This is a genomic window from Vibrio sp. 10N.222.52.C12 (genome assembly GCF_041474215.1).
GTDB classification, from domain to species: Bacteria; Pseudomonadota; Gammaproteobacteria; order Enterobacterales; family Vibrionaceae; genus Vibrio; species Vibrio crassostreae_C.
Window position 1 is genome coordinate 58,554 of record NZ_JBFRTR010000075.1, and the last position, 15,738, is coordinate 74,291.

Here is a 15,738-nt window from a genome sequence, read left to right on the forward strand (position 1 = left end):
GCTCGTGGAGATGTCTTAAACAAAATGTTATTCAGTATATTGTTACTGAATTAAGACGAAAGTGACTATTTCTCCATTCTTGCACTGAGATTCTGATTTGATCACCTTTTTATATGATCTTAATAGTAGTAAAGTGACGAAATTCAAAGAAAATTATTATAAATCTCAGATAACCCAATGCTGATAGGATCAGCGAAGTAGGGGCAGGAAGCAAATGTTACCAAGACTTCAACTCAATGCTGATGTCGATCCAGTTGTCGTACGCTTTTTAGATGAACTAAAAACAGCGGGCTTTACTGGCGACATTGAATCTCAATATTCTAGCCGTTTGGCTGTGGCGACTGATAATAGTGTCTATCAGCAATTGCCGCAGGCGGTCATCCTTCCTAAAACAACGCAAGACGTTGTGCTTATCGGTAAAGTGGTTTCTAAATCCGCTTACGAACGCGTGACTTTTTCCCCTCGTGGCGGCGGTACCGGAACCAACGGACAATCTTTAACAAAAGGTGTCGTGGTTGACCTGTCGCGATACATGAATAAGGTTCTTGAGATTAACGAGAAAGAGGGCTGGGTAAGAGTTCAGTCTGGTGTCGTTAAAGATCAATTGAACGACGCTGTTCGCCCTTATGGTTACTTTTTCTCTCCAGACCTTTCTACCAGTAACCGAGCAACCTTGGGTGGCATGATCAATACCGATGCTTCGGGCCAAGGGTCATTGAAGTACGGCAAAACGTCTGACCATGTATTGTCGCTGCAAGCGGTGTTCGCAGATGGTTCATGTCTAGAATCTGATTTATCACACGGCTTACCTGTAGAGGGTGAATTCGCTCACCATGCACTTACGGTGACAGAGGCGGTTTGTCGAGACAAACGCGCTCAAATCTTAGATAAATTCCCTCCGCTGAATCGCTTCTTAACAGGCTATGACCTAAAGAATGCAATCAACGAACAAGATGACAGCTTTGACCTAACTCGCGTTCTATGTGGCGCTGAAGGTTCTTTAGCATTCATCACGGAAGCAAAGTTAAACCTAACCAAGATTCCAAAAGCGCGCACACTGGTTAACGTGAAATACAACACGTTTGATTCTGCGCTGCGTAATGCGCCGTTCATGGTGGAAGCGAAAGCACTGTCTGTTGAAACGGTAGATTCAAGAGTATTGAACCTAGCGAAGCAAGACATCGTTTGGCACACCGTGAGCGATTTGCTGACTGATGTTCCGAACAAAGAGATGCTTGGCATCAACATGGTTGAGTTTGCAGGCCAAGATGAAGCGGAAGTTGAACAGCAAGTTCAAGCGCTGACTGCACGCCTTGAAACCATGGTTGAAAGCGAAGAAGCCGGCGTGATTGGTTTTCAAGTTTGTAGCGATTTGGCGAGCATTGGCCGAATCTACAACATGCGTAAGAAAGCAGTGGGTCTGTTAGGTGCGGCGAAAGGCCGAGCTAAGCCAGTCGCTTTTGCTGAAGATACTTGTGTACCACCAGAAAACCTCGCGGATTTCATCTCTGAATTTAGAGTGTTACTCGATTCAAAAGAGTTGAATTACGGCATGTTTGGTCACGTTGACGCGGGCGTATTACACGTTCGTCCAGCATTGGATCTGTGTGACCCGATGCAAGAAGCATTGATGCATGAAGTCTCTGATGAAGTGGTTAAGCTGGTGGCGAAATACGGCGGTTTAATGTGGGGCGAGCACGGTAAAGGTTTCCGTTCTGAGTATGGCCCAGACTTCTTTGGTGAAGAGCTGTTTACCGAATTAAGACGTATTAAAGCAGCATTCGACCCGCACAACAAGATGAACCCAGGCAAGATCTGTACGCCTTTAGAAAGTGACGCTGAATTGGTGAAAGTCACCGATACCAAGCGTGGTTTCTACGACCGTCAGATCGACGTACAAGTTCGTGACAGCTTCAAGCAAGCAATGGAATGTAACGGTAACGGCTTGTGTTTCAACTACGATACTAGCTCGCCAATGTGTCCTTCAATGAAAGTTACGGCTGACCGACGTCACTCACCCAAAGGCCGCGCAGGCTTGGTAAGAGAGTGGTTGCGTCAACTGACTGAACAAGGCGTTGATATTCTCGACCTTGAGCAAGAAGCGTTGAAAGACAACACACCCGTTAAGACTATGATTGAGCGTGTTCGCAATACGATGAACAAACGCCATGAGTACGATTTCTCGCATGAAGTTCATGAGGCGATGAACGGTTGTTTGGCGTGTAAAGCGTGTGCGAGTCAATGTCCGATCAAAGTCGATGTACCAAGTTTCCGTTCTCGATTCTTGAACATCTACTACTCGCGTTACCAGCGCCCTGCAAAAGATTATCTAGTTGCCAACATTGAAACCATGCTGCCGCTGATGGCGAAAGCGCCAAAAGTAGTCAACGCTGCATTGGGTCAAAAGTGGATCCAAACGGCAACAGCTAAAACGGTCGGTTATGTTGATGCACCATTGATGTCGGTGCCTACGCTCAAAAATCGTCTAGCGAGTAAAGAGCTGCAACTCTTCGATTTACAGTATTTAGAAGGCTTGTCTTCTGAACAGAAGAAACAGCATGTGCTGATCGTTCAAGACCCGTTTACCAGCTTCTATGATGCCGAGGTGATTGAAGACTTCGTCACTCTGGCTCAAAAACTTGGCAAAACTCCGGTACTGCTGCCGTTCAAACCGAATGGTAAAGCGTTGCACATCAAGGGCTTCTTAAATCGTTTTGCACGTGAGGCGAAATCGACTTCGGATTTCTTGTCGATGGTGGCGGATATCGGAATTCCTTTGGTCGGTGTTGATCCTGCTCTTGTGCTTTGTTACCGCGATGAATACGTCGAGATCTTAGGTGACAAGCGCGGCGACTTTGATGTACTTACTGTGCATGAATGGTTAATGCCATCGCTAGGTGAGTTCGAAGCACGCTCAGCAAGTGAAGATATGTGGTACTTGTTTGCTCACTGTACTGAGAAAACCAAAATGCCGAACGCTGAAAAAGAGTGGGGTACTATCTTCAAACACTTTGGGGCGGCGTTAACCAGCGTTCCTGTCGGCTGTTGTGGTATGGCGGGAACTTTCGGCCACGAAGTCGATAAGCTACAAATGTCGAAAGACATATATGGTTTAAGCTGGAAGCCTCAAATGCAGGACTTACCAAAAGATCGTTGCTTGGTGACGGGCTATTCTTGCCGCAGCCAAGTGAAGCGTTTTGAAGGTGAGAAGCTTGCTCACCCATTACAGGCGCTAGCAAAAATTCTCTAATACATTTAGCCCAGCAATTGCTGGGCTTTTTTCTAAACTAACAAAGGAATGTTAATAAGGAAAAGTATGAAATTTCTAGAATTAAAAGTACCACCAGTTGCACTGTTCATTATTGTATTCGTAGCATCATACTTCTGCGCTCAACAGTTGAGCCAAGGGACACTGGCATTGCCTTATGGAATGATTGTGTTAGGAATCGGAGTCACATTGAGTGGTGTGATCGGAATATCCGGTATATTGGAATTTCGAAAACAGAAAACCACCGTTAACCCGATCAAAGTAGAAACCGCTTCAGCCGTCGTGGACAGTGGAATTTTTGGCTACACGCGAAACCCAATGTACTTAGGGTTGTTCATCCTGCTATTTTGCTTTGGCTACTTCTTCCAGAATATCTTCAGTGTACTACTTAGCTTTGGCTTCGTAATCTACATGAATTACTTCCAAATCAAACCCGAAGAGCGAGCACTAGAACAATTATTCGGCGCAGAATATGTTGATTACAAACAAAAGGTTAGACGCTGGATTTAGTGATGATTTGAGTGCTGGCTTAGTAATCGAAATAAAAAAGCCCAGCTTGAGATTATCAAGCTGGGCTTTATTGATCTTGTTCTAGAGCTGATTAAGCAGCGGCTGTGAACTGAGCTAGAAACATCTCTTTGCGTTCGTTGAAGCGGTTTATTAGGTCGTCTACAGAAGCTTGGTCGTATGGCTTAAGGCCACTTGCTACCATACGCTTCACGCCTTTACCTACTACTTCGCCGTCTTCTTTGAAATCGAAGTTCAGGGTCACGATGCCACGTTTTCCTTCAACATCAAAAGTCGCGCCAGAGAATTCAACTTCTGGGTGAGACAGGTCTAGGCGAGTAAATTCAACTTCCATGCTCTCGTAAATCACTAGAGGACGTTGGCAGTTGATCATCATTTGTTGTTCTTCCATAAGAGGAACCATGATGTGTGGGAAGTTCATGCCAGAGAACTTAACGTAGTTTGTTACTACGTGCTCGATGAATGCTTGATCATGGCTCTTCTCACCTTCACAAGACATGTGTAGGTACTCTTTACCATTTGCATCGATAAGTGAGCTCTCTTTTTCACACTTGTTGTCAACGCTTAACGCAATACCGTTACCAACCATACCTGAAAAATCAAAACGCATTTTTTGGCTGATGCCTTCTTTTTGCAGAAGTACTGCAAATAAAAGATCGCCAGGTACACAGAAGCGCTTGTTGTCTTCATCGTGAATCGGGTTGAAATCGCCAGCTACTTTTTTAGCAAAGTGGCTTGCTTGTTCACGAGTGAATTGAAATTGATTGTCTTCAGTAGAAAAGTAAGGTGTCAGAAACATAGTATCGCTATTAGTCATCAAATCTGGGGTGGATTATAGCTAACTAACTTCGTTCTAATGGTCTATCCAGTTAACTTTGCTTATATATCAGTCGATTAGATAAATACGTTGGATGGTATGTGACGATTTTGAGGGGAATAGGGGCTTGGATTCAATGCAACAAGGGCTAATCAATAGCCCCTGTTTATATGACGTGCTATTTCGCCAAACCTTAGAAGCTACACAGTAGGCCTTCTGGCATTAGATGGTTATGCACTGATAATTTGAGCAGTAGATTTGCTTGCTCGATATCAGGTGAGAAGTAACGGTCTTTGTCGTAGAAGCTGACTTTCTCGCGCAGTATCTGTTTTGCTTCTTCTACTCGAGGAGAAGAGAGATTTGGTGCTCTAAAATCCAAGCCTTGTGCTGCTGCTAAGTATTCAACAGCCAAGATGCCACGGGTGTTTTCTGCCATGTCACGCAGTCGACGACCCGCAAAGGTTGCCATAGATACATGATCTTCTTGGTTTGCCGATGTTGGAAGGCTGTCTACTGAAGCTGGGTGTGCCAGTGTTTTATTCTCGCTTGCCAGAGCAGCAGACGTTACTTGAGCAATCATAAAGCCTGAGTTAACGCCGCCGTTATCGACTAAGAAAGGTGGAAGTTTGCTTAGTGCGCTATCAATCAGCAGTGCCATTCTTCGTTCAGAAAGGCTACCAATTTCTGCAATCGCAAGTGCTAGGTTATCCGCTGCCATTGCCACAGGTTCTGCGTGGAAGTTACCACCTGAAATAATGTCGCCGTCTTCAGCAAATACCAGTGGGTTATCCGATACCGAGTTCGCTTCAACGTTTAACGTTTCTGCTGAATTACGAATTTGCTGTAAACAGGCACCCATCACTTGAGGCTGACAGCGCAACGAGTAAGGGTCTTGAACCTTTTCACAGCAAGTGTGTGATTCACCAATCTCACTCTTTTGATCAAGCATATGGCGATAAGCAAGCGCGGCATCCATTTGACCACGATGACCACGAACGCGATGAATTCGAGGGTCAAACGGACGACGACTACCCAGTGCAGCTTCAACAGACATTGCACCACATACGGTTGCAGACGCAAACAAGTCTTCCGCTGCGAACAGACCTTCTAATGCAAAGGCAGTCGATGCTTGTGTGCCGTTTAACAGCGCTAAGCCTTCTTTCGGCGCAAGTGTGATTGGTTCAAGACCTGCGATCTGCATTGCTTCTAAGCCAGTGATGATCTTGCCGTTGTGGCGTGCTTGGCCTTCACCTAGCAGAACGGTACTCATGTGGGCGAGGGGAGCAAGATCTCCAGATGCGCCTACTGATCCTTTTTGTGGAACACACGGGTAAACCTGCGCGTTCACAAGATCGATAAGAGCGTTAATCACTTTGAGGCGGATACCAGAGTAACCGCGAGACAAGCTGTTAATCTTCAATACCATCATCAAGCGTACGGTTTCATCAGACATGAACTTGCCAATGCCCGCAGCGTGAGAAAGTACGATACTTTTCTGTAGAACTTCGAGATCTTCAGGCGCAATCTTGGTGTTTGCTAATAAGCCAAAACCCGTGTTGATGCCATACACAGTGCGGTCTTCAGCAATCACTTGTTCGACAACTTGCATGCTCGCTTCGATATCCGGGATTGCTGCAGGATCGAGTGATAAGTTCACAGGGCTACGGCTGATTTTTCGAAGTTCAGATAGGCCAAGAAGTCCTGGCTTAAGTAATAAGTTCAACATGTTCTCTCCAGACATTAAAGGCGACGAAGTTCTTCGTTTAGCATAGGTAAATCAAGCTTCTGCTCTTTGGCACATTGCTTGGCAATATCGTAACCTGCATCAGCATGACGCATAACGCCGGTTGCTGGGTCATTGTGAAGTACGCGAGCAATACGCTGTGATGCATCTTCACTGCCGTCACAACAAATCACCATGCCTGAGTGTTGCGAGAAGCCCATACCAACGCCACCACCGTGGTGCAAAGAAACCCAAGTTGCGCCGCCCGCTGTGTTCAGAAGGGCATTCAATAGAGGCCAATCTGATACGGCATCTGATCCATCCATCATGCCTTCTGTTTCGCGGTTCGGGCTTGCTACTGAACCTGAATCTAGGTGGTCACGACCGATAACAACTGGTGCTTTCAGTTCGCCATTTTTCACCATTTCATTGAATGCTTGGCCTAAGCGTTCACGATCTTTCAAGCCAACCCAACAAATACGCGCTGGCAGGCCTTGGAACTGAATGCGTTCACGCGCCATATCTAGCCAGTTATGTAGATGTGGGTTGTCTGGAATCAGTTCTTTTACTTTTTGGTCTGTTTTGTAGATGTCTTCTGGGTCACCAGATAGTGCCGCCCAACGGAAAGGACCAATACCTTCGCAGAATAAAGGTCGAATATAAGCCGGAACGAAACCTGGGAAATCAAACGCGTTTTCTACGCCTTCTTCCAGTGCCATTTGGCGAATGTTATTACCGTAATCCACGGTCGCTGCGCCGCGGTATTGCAGGTCTAACATCGCTTGTACTTGAATCGCCATAGATTGCTTAGCGGCTTTCACCACTTTTGCTTCATCAATGGAGCGCTCTTGTGCGGCTTTCTCCATCGTCCAACCTTGCGGCAAGTAGCCGTTAAGAGGATCGTGGGCAGAGGTTTGGTCAGTCACCACATCAGGTGTGATATTGCGTTCAACTAACTCTGGGAAGACGTCTGCGGCGTTACCTAATAAGCCAACAGAGATTGGCGTGTCTGACTCTTTAATCATTGCCATCGCTTCATCTAAGCTGGTGGCTTTTTTGTCTACATAGCCAGTACGCAAGCGGTAGTCGATTCGTGATTCATCACACTCCACTGCGATCATTGAGAAGCCAGCCATCGTTGCAGCAAGAGGTTGAGCGCCGCCCATTCCACCAAGACCGCCCGTTAGAACCCACTTGCCGTTTGCTTCACCTTGGAAGTGCTTCTTCGCGATAGCGACAAAGGTTTCGTAAGTACCTTGAACGATGCCTTGTGAACCAATGTAGATCCAGCTGCCCGCGGTCATTTGGCCGTACATCATCAAGCCTTCTTTATCGAGCTCGTTGAAGTGTTCCCAGTTCGCCCAGTGTGGAACAAGGTTCGAGTTAGCGATCAGTACGCGAGGTGCGTTTTTATGAGTCGGGAACACGCCCACAGGTTTACCGGATTGAACAAGTAACGTTTGGTCGTCCTCTAAACGCTCTAATACTTCAACAATTTTGTCATAACATTTCCAATCACGTGCCGCGCGACCAATACCGCCATACACAACCAGTGCATGTGGGTGTTCTGCCACATCAGGGTCTAGGTTGTTCATCAGCATACGCAGTGGTGCTTCTGTTAACCAAGATTTAGCGCGCAAAGTGGTGCCGTGAGGTGCGCGAATTTCGCGAGTCGTGTCGAGACGAGGGTCACTGTTGTGGTGTTCCGTCATTTTGGAATTCCTTCTGTTTCACGTTATATCGTTGTAGTTGTAGTTGTAGTTGTAGTTGTAGTTATCGGTATAGCTGGATTAGTCGCTGGCCATTGCACTGGCAATATCCCAACATAAACGAGCCGCTAATCGAGCCGTTTGGCCATCGACGTCGTAGTCTGGGTTGTATTCCGCTATGTCCGCGATAATGAGTTTTTCACTGTGTTGGAAAATCTGTTCTAGAAAAGGAGCAAGCGCTTCATAGATCACGCCTCTTGCCGCTGGTGCACTTACGCCCGGCGCAGTAGCTGCGGGGAAAACATCGAGATCAATGGTGAGATAGAGATAATCACACTCAACGATGAATTTTTGTAACTTGATCAGTTGAGCGACTTGATTCACTTGGGTCATGTTGCGGTCGTGTTCATACCACACGCCCAGTTGGTCAGCTTTGTTAAACAGCGCTTTGGTATTGCTGGCGGCACTCACACCAAGACAAGCGTAATGAAACGGCCATTGATGTGCGTGGCAGTAATCACTGATCTGGTTAAAAGGCGTGCCTGAGCTTGGTTTGACGTCAGCGATGTCGCTTTCAAATTCACGAAGATCAAAGTGAGCATCAAAGTTAACGATACCTATCTTAGGTTTGTGATCTGATTGAGTTCTGTGAAGATGCTCAGCTAGGCCTTGGAAAGAAGCCCAAGCGACTTCGTGACCGCCTCCAAGGGTAATCACTTTGTTGGTTGATAGCGCATTGGCAATCACAGTAGCGCACTGCTTCTGGCTCACTTCTAATTGATCATCGTTACATTCGATATCGCCAAGATCAGCAAAGCGTGTATCACAGTGCCAAGCCATATTAGCTAACGCTTGGCGAATCAAATTAGGTGCTTGTTTTGCGCCAACACGTCCTTTATTTCTTGCAACACCGGCATCGCTGGCAAAGCCAACCAAGGCAACAGCGTTGTCAGTAAGCCCTTCATTTAAAACATTACTTTGTACTTGCGTGGTAATGTGATGAACACGAGTACCGAGCTCGCCATCTTCAAGGTCATTACGCCCCGTCCACACAAAGTTGTGAGTGGTGGATACTGTATTAGTGCAGCTGGATTTAGATTGAGTCATGACAGACCTCGCCATTAACAATGCGCTTATGCAGGTGAGGAACACCAACTTGATAGCTTAAGTCGGCAGGGTGCTCGATATTCCAGATAGCCAAATCAGCAGAGTAACCTACTTCAATTTTGCCTCTGTTTTGCGACTCGCCAATGGCAGCCGCCGCGTTACAAGTTACACCGCGTAGCGCTTCTTCAGGCGTCGTACCAAACAGGGTGCAGCTCATGTTCATCATCAGCGTTAAGTCTGCAAAGGGAGATGTGCCGGGGTTTAGGTCGGTCGCGATCGCCATTGGGATTTTGTGTTCACGAAGTAAAGCAATAGGTGGCTGTTGAGTCTCTTTCAGGAAGTAGAAAGCACCGGGTAGCAAGGTGGCAACTGTGCCTGATTCTGCCAGTGCTTTTACTCCGGTTTCATCAAGGTATTCAACATGGTCAACAGAGAGTGCGCCGTATTTAACTGCAAGCGCGCTGCCACCCATATTCGAAAGTTGTTCAGTGTGGCCTTTAATCGCGAGGCCATGTGCTTTGGCTGCTGCAAATACACGTTCGGTTTGTTCTAGGTTGAAGCCGATAGATTCGCAAAACACGTCAACTGCATCGGCGAGCCCTTGCCCCGCAGCTTTAGGAATGATCTCTTGGCAAACCAGATCTATGTAACGATCTGGTTGTTCTTTGTATTCTGGCGGTACTGCGTGTGCTGCAAGGAGAGTGGTAGTGATCTTAATTCGGCGATGATTTTCTAACGCTTTAGCTGCACGTAACATCTTGAGTTCGTCTTCAAGTGTTAAACCATAGCCCGATTTTACTTCGATGCTGGTTACGCCACTTCTTAGCAGGCCATCGAGTCTAGGTAGTGCCATTTCAACCAGTTCAGACTCTTGCGCTGCGCGTGTTGCAGTGACTGTCGCAAGAATCCCGCCGCCTTGTTTGGCGATGTCGGTGTAAGAGATACCATTCAAACGCTGTTCAAATTCGTTGGCGCGATTGCCTGCAAATACGAGGTGAGTGTGGCAATCAATCAGACCTGGGGTAACGAGCTTGTTTTTGCAATCATAGGTGATGTAATCCGCAGAGTTATCAGTGCTCGGTTGTTCTACCTCATAAGCATGAGCCTCATGGTTTGAACAAGAGATAGACACGATCTTACCGTCTTCGATAACGATATCTTGAGGGGAAGAGGGCTGATAACCGTCGGCTCCCGAACTCATGGAGACCACTCGTGCGTTTTTGAGGATCAAATTCATAATCACCTAGATCTTTGCTAAATATTAAATGTATATACAAATAAATAGGCTAAACGCTGACCCGAATCAAGTTGATGTTGCAAAAATGTGATCGGCGATCAGGATGATGTTCTTTAATCTAGAAGTATCTTGGAGCTTAATTTGTACTTAGAGCCAGGATGGTAGAGCAATGCAAAGCTGATGAGGCGTTCTTTGCTCCATGTTCTTCTATTCAAAAGAAGGCAAGGTTCTGATTCAGATAGCTTTAGTGACGTTCTGATTTGAGAATCTGGAATAATGGCTTCAACCGTGTGCTCGATAGCACTTAACGGGCAGCTTTTTGAAAGGTATTCGTTGGGCGTAGAGGTTGAAAAGTCTTGCTCTAGGTATTTTGGAGCGGCTTGAGAGTTCACCCAGCGCGCTTCCAATTGAATCGGTGCGTTGTCCGCAAAGTGTATGATTTCACTATAGAACACTTCTGCGTTAATCATCACACCTAACCGTGTCGCGGTGCTTTCATCAGCCTTGATGCTCTTGTGCTTGATAACCTGGCTAGCATACGTTTGACCTCGGTCTTTGATCTCTTGTGCGATGTTGTTGATATCAAGCAGCGGAGATTGCGCTTTTTCGTCTGGTTCACAAACAAAAGTACCTAGCCTTGGCTTCCTGATGAGTTTGCCTTCAGACACAAGATCTCGAATGGCTTTATTGACCGTCATTCGACTCACATTGAACTGCTCTGTGAGTTCGAGTTCTGTGGTTATCTGGTAACCCACTGGCCAGTGACCACTGTTGATATTATCGTCTATGAACTGTTTTATCTGAAGGTAGAGCGGCGCTTTCGACATAATGAAACCTTATTTGACTATACAAATAGAGTAACGGAATTTTTCACGATTTCAACATTTCCTCGGGCAATGTGACCTTATTCAACATAGATGGGGCAAATTGCTTGATTCTGTGAGGCAAGTGTCGCAAATTGTCACGTAATAACTATTCGTAAATCAGATGATTAGAAAGGGAAATAATATGTTTAAGAAATTAAAGGCCTCGTTGGGCATCGGTGCAGCAAAGGTTGATACTGTCTTAGATAATATTGAAGTTTTCCAAGGTGGAGAGTTGTCTGGCAATGTTCACATTGTTGGTGGCGACGTTGAGCAACAAATCGACTTGATTAACTTGGTTCTCAACACAGAAGTAAAAGTAGAAACGGAAGACAGTACCAGCTACGAAACCTTTTCACTGGGTCGTATTCAAGCGGTAGAGCCTTTCGTTATCCAACCGGGCGAAACCAAACTGGTTCCATTCCGACTTAAGTTAAATGATGAAACGCCAGTCACCGCGTTGAACGCACAAATGAACCAATGCCATGTGTGGGTTGAAACCAACCTAGATATAGGCTTCGCGATTGACCCTAAAGACCGTGACTTTATCTCCGTACACCCACTGCCAACAGTTGCTAAAATCATCCAAGGTGTGGAAGCATCGGGTATGGCAATGGTGAAAGCTGACGTAGAGAAGGGCTTCTTAAAAGGCAACAACTTTGCTTCTCGTTCGGGTTGTTACCAAGAGATTGAATTTCGCAGCGGCGGTTTCATGAATAATAAAGAGATCGAGCTGTCATTCATCGTTGAAGGCTCAATGGTTCACTGCCTAGCAGAAATCGATCGCTCAATGAGCTTCCGTGGCGATCAATACATCTCATTCAGCTTGCCTGCGAACGCTGCCGATTCAGACATTCGTAACGCAGTCTCAAGAATCATGAGTGCGTAGTTCCCTTTCTGTTAGTAGTCGCTTTTTCTATTAATAGAGACAAGACAGTACGATTTCTATAGCCGAACTTATCCGTTCGGCTTTTTTGTATTGTAGATAAAGCCAACGAATTACTGATTGAACTATGGGTTAGGCGTTAGAAGGATCTATATAGAAGAGACATTTCAGTCATATAGTTTTGTGGTGCTGCGGGACTAACATTGTCATTTCATATTATTTCGTTACAATGTTCGGCTACTCACAGATGTGGCATCTGTATTTGCTTCTATGTGGGTATCTTTATTATGCATATATCTCCGATCAATATACTTGTTGGTTGAAAAACATATATTAAACATTTTCATGTGTTGCTTGGTGTGCCTCAAGACGTGAATTTTCCTTCTTATTGCAATTCCTATTTACCATTCATACCTATTGATATAATCCTTTAAATACAAAAACTTAACCAAATAAATGTAATTTAAATCATTTGCTAGATACTAGCTCATTATGACTAGAAGACACTTGCATTCATATGAGATTTGTACCAAATTTGTACCAAATATTTTTGGTACAAACGAATGGCAATCACAGATGCTTGGCTAAGAGCCACACAAGGTAAGCCTTACAAAGGGCAACCCGAAGTCACCCATAGAGATGGCTTAGGCGTGCGTGTGAGTCCTAAAGGTAAAGTGACTTGGGTTTACCGCGTTACCTACCTAGGTAAAGCCATAAAAATGAAACTTGGCGAATACCCAGCTATGAAGATGCGAGATGCATTGCGCGAGCGTGAAAAGAAAGCTGAGCTCGTTATCTTAGGTATCGACCCAAGAACAGGCATCAACCCTTCAGACAAAGCCCTACCAAGCACTGTAGATGACTTAATTGACTATTGGGTTGAACACCACGGCAAAGACAACGTAAAGCAGTGGCAAGCACTTGAGAAGATGTTTAGAACAGACATCAGCCCATATTTAGGTCAGCGCCAAGCCAAACACCTAGAGCTGACCGACTACATGCCTGTATTTCAAAAGGCAAAGAATCGTGTGAGTGCAAAACATTCAGCAAACCTTATGTCACGCTTTAAACAAGTGCTGTCTTATGCCGTTCGTCACGGTTTACTCAAATACAACATGCTTGCAGAAGTAAAGAAAGCCGATGTAGGTGCACCAACAGACACCAAAAAGAGTAAGCAGACAGAAGCTGGCATTAAAGCACTATGGAAAGCCATTGACGACATAGGTGTGCATGAGAGCAACAAAAACTTTTTACGCCTTATGATGATATTCGCGAACCGCAGTAATGAACTGCGCTTAGCGAAGAAGCAAGATTTCGATTTGGAAGCACTAGTGTGGACAGTACCAGCAGAGAACAACAAGATTAGGAAAAAGCAGGGCGGGGCAATTCGACGCGCCATTCCGCCATTGGCAGAAGAAGTGATTCGAAACCAGTTTGCCATTTATCCTGATCTTGAAATCATGTTCCCACCAGTGAAAGTGGAAGCCGATAGGCCAATGGCCGAGAACGTGCCCGTAGAGTTTGGCCGTAAACTGGCTGATGCGATAGAGGCGGCGGGTTTCCCTAGAACGACCAATCATGACATGCGAAGAACGGCTCGTAATATGTGGGAAGCGATGGGTGTTCCATTTCATGTGGCAGAAACTATGCTCGGTCACAAAGTGCACCGTGGCGTACAGAGCCACTATTTGGATTACGACTATTTAGATGAGCAGAGAGCATCTTATAGTTTGTGGGCTGCTTTTATTAAGTGTGAAAATGAATAGTTTTAGTTGTAGTAACTCACAATTGGACAATTATGAGTTTCGCAAATTAAAACATTAGCAAACCGTGAATAACTAGAGGTATGGTAAAGTTGCTGTGAAGTGCTAGTGCGATGAGTAAAATCGTACTAGCAAAAAGGTAAGATTAGTTAGGTTCGTACTATCTGTGCTTATTTTTAATAGAGTTGCATACTGCTAGAATGCTCAGTATTTTGCTTCTCAAAGGGTATATGGTGAAGTATCGAGAAATGACCAAGAATTACATTTTTCATAAATTGGAATGCCAGCTAACTAAAGAGCAAGCCGCAGAGCTATGTTTTAAAACTGTGAAGAAAATCACACGTTGGGATGGTGGGCAGACGATTCCTCCCGAGTGTAAATACCTAATGAGGAGAGTTGTTGAAGATAGCAAGGTCTTTAAACAATATTAAATAATTATTAAACGAAAATATACAATCGCTCATCAAGTCAGTTGTTACTTTTGCAACAACTGACATTGAAATCAATTTAGCAAAAGTTCAAAGATATCTTCTTGTTTAGTTTCCTGTCCTTTTTTTAGCTCGATAATTTTATATTTCAACCAGTCTATTCTATGGTTCACTACCTTACAGGCACCAGCTTCAACTATATGTTTTCTTGTTTCAGCATCAAGGCTGTCCATCTCGTCCCACTTTAAATCTTCTTCGGTTATTATCTCCTTGCTGATGAGGTCATTATGTCTTTCAATTTCATAACTCGTGTAAGACTCTGCGATGGCTTTATATACATCACGATACTCTTGATTGTATATTCTTCCAAGAGTATGGAAGAAGCTACTGTCATTACCTTTCGTACCACTATTTATGCTATAAGCTATAGAGCTTCTAAACTCAGTAGTTTCCTCAGACTTTGATTTATTGCCTTCTTCTTCGTCCAAAATAGAACGATCGAAATAGGATATTCCATCGTACATCATTTTTAGTCCTTCTAGTTGCCCATCAAAACTACTAGGTAGAATTGAGTAGCGACCGACTAACTCTTCCATCTTTGGAATGATCCACTCTTTAACCAGCATGTCTGGATTCATATCATAAACCATATAAATGATGTCATCATTATGGTTTAAGTTTGATATTTTATCTATGATGCCAAACTTGTTCGAATTTGACATATTTACAAGGAATATTGCAGAGAAATATTCTTGAAATGAACGGTGTGTGAAGGTGTAGCCTGTGCCATCACGTTGTAAGATACAAACATTTTCAATCAAATCCTTTAAGTAAGATACTGGGTCAACTTTCACATCCACTAGTCTTAGTGATTTTTCTAGTAAAGGGATGATCGCTTCATGTTCAAAATAATACTTATTCTCTGAGTATGAAATAATCGAGAATGATGCCATCACACGTTTGAATTGATCCAATGCTAAGTTTGTATACGATTTTCGTTTGTATAAATTTTTTATAGAATCGTGCTTATTAAACAAGGTAAGAAATGCTTGCTCGTAAAATAAATGTATTTTATTAGGGATTTCAGCTATCTGTTCGTACGTCAACAGCATCATGGTAAGTAATAGTGGATTAGAGGCAAAGCTTTGATGTTTCTCATATAGTTCGTTTTCCAATGAAATAAGAAACTTAGATTTTACCTGTCGATCGTAATTTAACTTAGATATTAAAGTCTTAGATTTTTCTTTATCTAATGGTAATACCGTATACGAGTGAAATTCCTGCCAAGAGTTAAACCTTGAATCATACCTAGTCGATATTAATATTTTTATATTATGATATTTATCGGTCAGACCTATTATTTGTTTTTCATAATCATTACGTAAATTTATGTCCAGTTCATCAAATCC

Annotated in this window: 11 protein-coding genes and 1 pseudogene; 5 read left to right on the forward strand and 7 right to left on the reverse strand. The window is 44.3% G+C overall.

All coding sequences use genetic code 11. The features are described from left to right. The first annotated feature begins 214 nt into the window (after positions 1-214). Positions 215-3,250, forward strand: coding sequence for an FAD-binding and (Fe-S)-binding domain-containing protein (locus AB4623_RS14355; protein WP_171733459.1), 3,036 nt, complete (start codon positions 215-217; stop codon positions 3,248-3,250). Between the two features lie 66 nt (positions 3,251-3,316). Then, complete coding sequence (locus AB4623_RS14360) at positions 3,317-3,778, forward strand: isoprenylcysteine carboxylmethyltransferase family protein (protein ID WP_017066183.1); 462 nt, start codon at positions 3,317-3,319, stop codon at positions 3,776-3,778. A gap of 91 nt (positions 3,779-3,869) precedes the next feature. Here the strand turns inward: AB4623_RS14360 and AB4623_RS14365 are convergent, their stop codons facing one another. The 6 genes from AB4623_RS14365 to hutC form a co-directional block, all read right to left on the reverse strand. After that, on the reverse strand, positions 3,870-4,595 hold the full coding sequence (locus AB4623_RS14365; protein WP_372146701.1) for a DUF3581 domain-containing protein: 726 nt from the start codon (positions 4,593-4,595) through the stop codon (positions 3,870-3,872). Between the two features lie 211 nt (positions 4,596-4,806). Continuing rightward, positions 4,807-6,339, reverse strand: coding sequence for a histidine ammonia-lyase (gene hutH / locus AB4623_RS14370; protein WP_017067090.1), 1,533 nt, complete (start codon positions 6,337-6,339; stop codon positions 4,807-4,809). Between the two features lie 14 nt (positions 6,340-6,353). Next, positions 6,354-8,048: a urocanate hydratase gene (hutU, locus tag AB4623_RS14375; protein WP_017063597.1), complete on the reverse strand. Its 1,695-nt coding sequence runs from the start codon at positions 8,046-8,048 to the stop codon at positions 6,354-6,356. A 78-nt stretch (positions 8,049-8,126) separates the two neighbouring features. Further along, the gene (hutG, locus tag AB4623_RS14380; RefSeq protein WP_372146703.1) at positions 8,127-9,152 is read right to left on the reverse strand and encodes a formimidoylglutamase; all 1,026 of its coding nucleotides are present in this window, start codon (positions 9,150-9,152) and stop codon (positions 8,127-8,129) included. Continuing rightward, positions 9,139-10,389 carry an imidazolonepropionase gene (hutI, locus tag AB4623_RS14385; RefSeq protein WP_372146704.1) on the reverse strand — a complete coding sequence of 417 codons (1,251 nt, stop codon included), beginning with the start codon at positions 10,387-10,389 and terminating at the stop codon, positions 9,139-9,141. Before hutI ends, hutG begins: the two co-directional genes overlap by 14 nt. A gap of 113 nt (positions 10,390-10,502) precedes the next feature. Continuing rightward, positions 10,503-11,216 carry a histidine utilization repressor gene (gene hutC, locus AB4623_RS14390; RefSeq protein ID WP_372146706.1) on the reverse strand — a complete coding sequence of 238 codons (714 nt, stop codon included), beginning with the start codon at positions 11,214-11,216 and terminating at the stop codon, positions 10,503-10,505. 181 nt (positions 11,217-11,397) lie between these two features. Here hutC and AB4623_RS14395 point away from each other — a divergent pair, with 181 nt between their 5' ends. The 3 genes and pseudogenes from AB4623_RS14395 to AB4623_RS14405 form a co-directional block, all read left to right on the forward strand. Continuing rightward, entirely contained in the window at positions 11,398-12,141 is a 744-nt protein-coding gene (locus AB4623_RS14395; protein WP_136978508.1) for a sporulation protein, read from the forward strand. A gap of 560 nt (positions 12,142-12,701) precedes the next feature. Further along, positions 12,702-13,904, forward strand: a complete 1,203-nt coding sequence (locus tag AB4623_RS14400; RefSeq protein ID WP_372146708.1) for a tyrosine-type recombinase/integrase — start codon at positions 12,702-12,704, stop codon at positions 13,902-13,904. 230 nt (positions 13,905-14,134) lie between these two features. Further along, positions 14,135-14,293, forward strand: a pseudogene (locus AB4623_RS14405) (regulator); the annotation flags it as partial. A 110-nt stretch (positions 14,294-14,403) separates the two neighbouring features. Here the strand turns inward: AB4623_RS14405 and AB4623_RS14410 are convergent. Next, on the reverse strand, positions 14,404-15,738 hold a 1,335-nt coding region (locus AB4623_RS14410), incomplete at its 5' end, for an NACHT domain-containing NTPase (protein ID WP_372146709.1).

What these genes read in the sequence shown, in the direction of transcription:
- AB4623_RS14355 (WP_171733459.1), top strand. Translation starts at nt 215, where the DNA reads ATGTTACCAAGACTTCAACTCAATGCTGATGTCGATCCAGTTGTCGTA.
- AB4623_RS14360 (WP_017066183.1), top strand. Translation starts at nt 3,317, where the DNA reads ATGAAATTTCTAGAATTAAAAGTACCACCAGTTGCACTGTTCATTATT.
- AB4623_RS14365 (WP_372146701.1), bottom strand. Translation starts at nt 4,595, where the DNA reads ATGTTTCTGACACCTTACTTTTCTACTGAAGACAATCAATTTCAATTC.
- hutH (WP_017067090.1), bottom strand. Translation starts at nt 6,339, where the DNA reads ATGTTGAACTTATTACTTAAGCCAGGACTTCTTGGCCTATCTGAACTT.
- hutU (WP_017063597.1), bottom strand. Translation starts at nt 8,048, where the DNA reads ATGACGGAACACCACAACAGTGACCCTCGTCTCGACACGACTCGCGAA.
- hutG (WP_372146703.1), bottom strand. Translation starts at nt 9,152, where the DNA reads ATGACTCAATCTAAATCCAGCTGCACTAATACAGTATCCACCACTCAC.
- hutI (WP_372146704.1), bottom strand. Translation starts at nt 10,389, where the DNA reads ATGAATTTGATCCTCAAAAACGCACGAGTGGTCTCCATGAGTTCGGGA.
- hutC (WP_372146706.1), bottom strand. Translation starts at nt 11,216, where the DNA reads ATGTCGAAAGCGCCGCTCTACCTTCAGATAAAACAGTTCATAGACGAT.
- AB4623_RS14395 (WP_136978508.1), top strand. Translation starts at nt 11,398, where the DNA reads ATGTTTAAGAAATTAAAGGCCTCGTTGGGCATCGGTGCAGCAAAGGTT.
- AB4623_RS14400 (WP_372146708.1), top strand. Translation starts at nt 12,702, where the DNA reads ATGGCAATCACAGATGCTTGGCTAAGAGCCACACAAGGTAAGCCTTAC.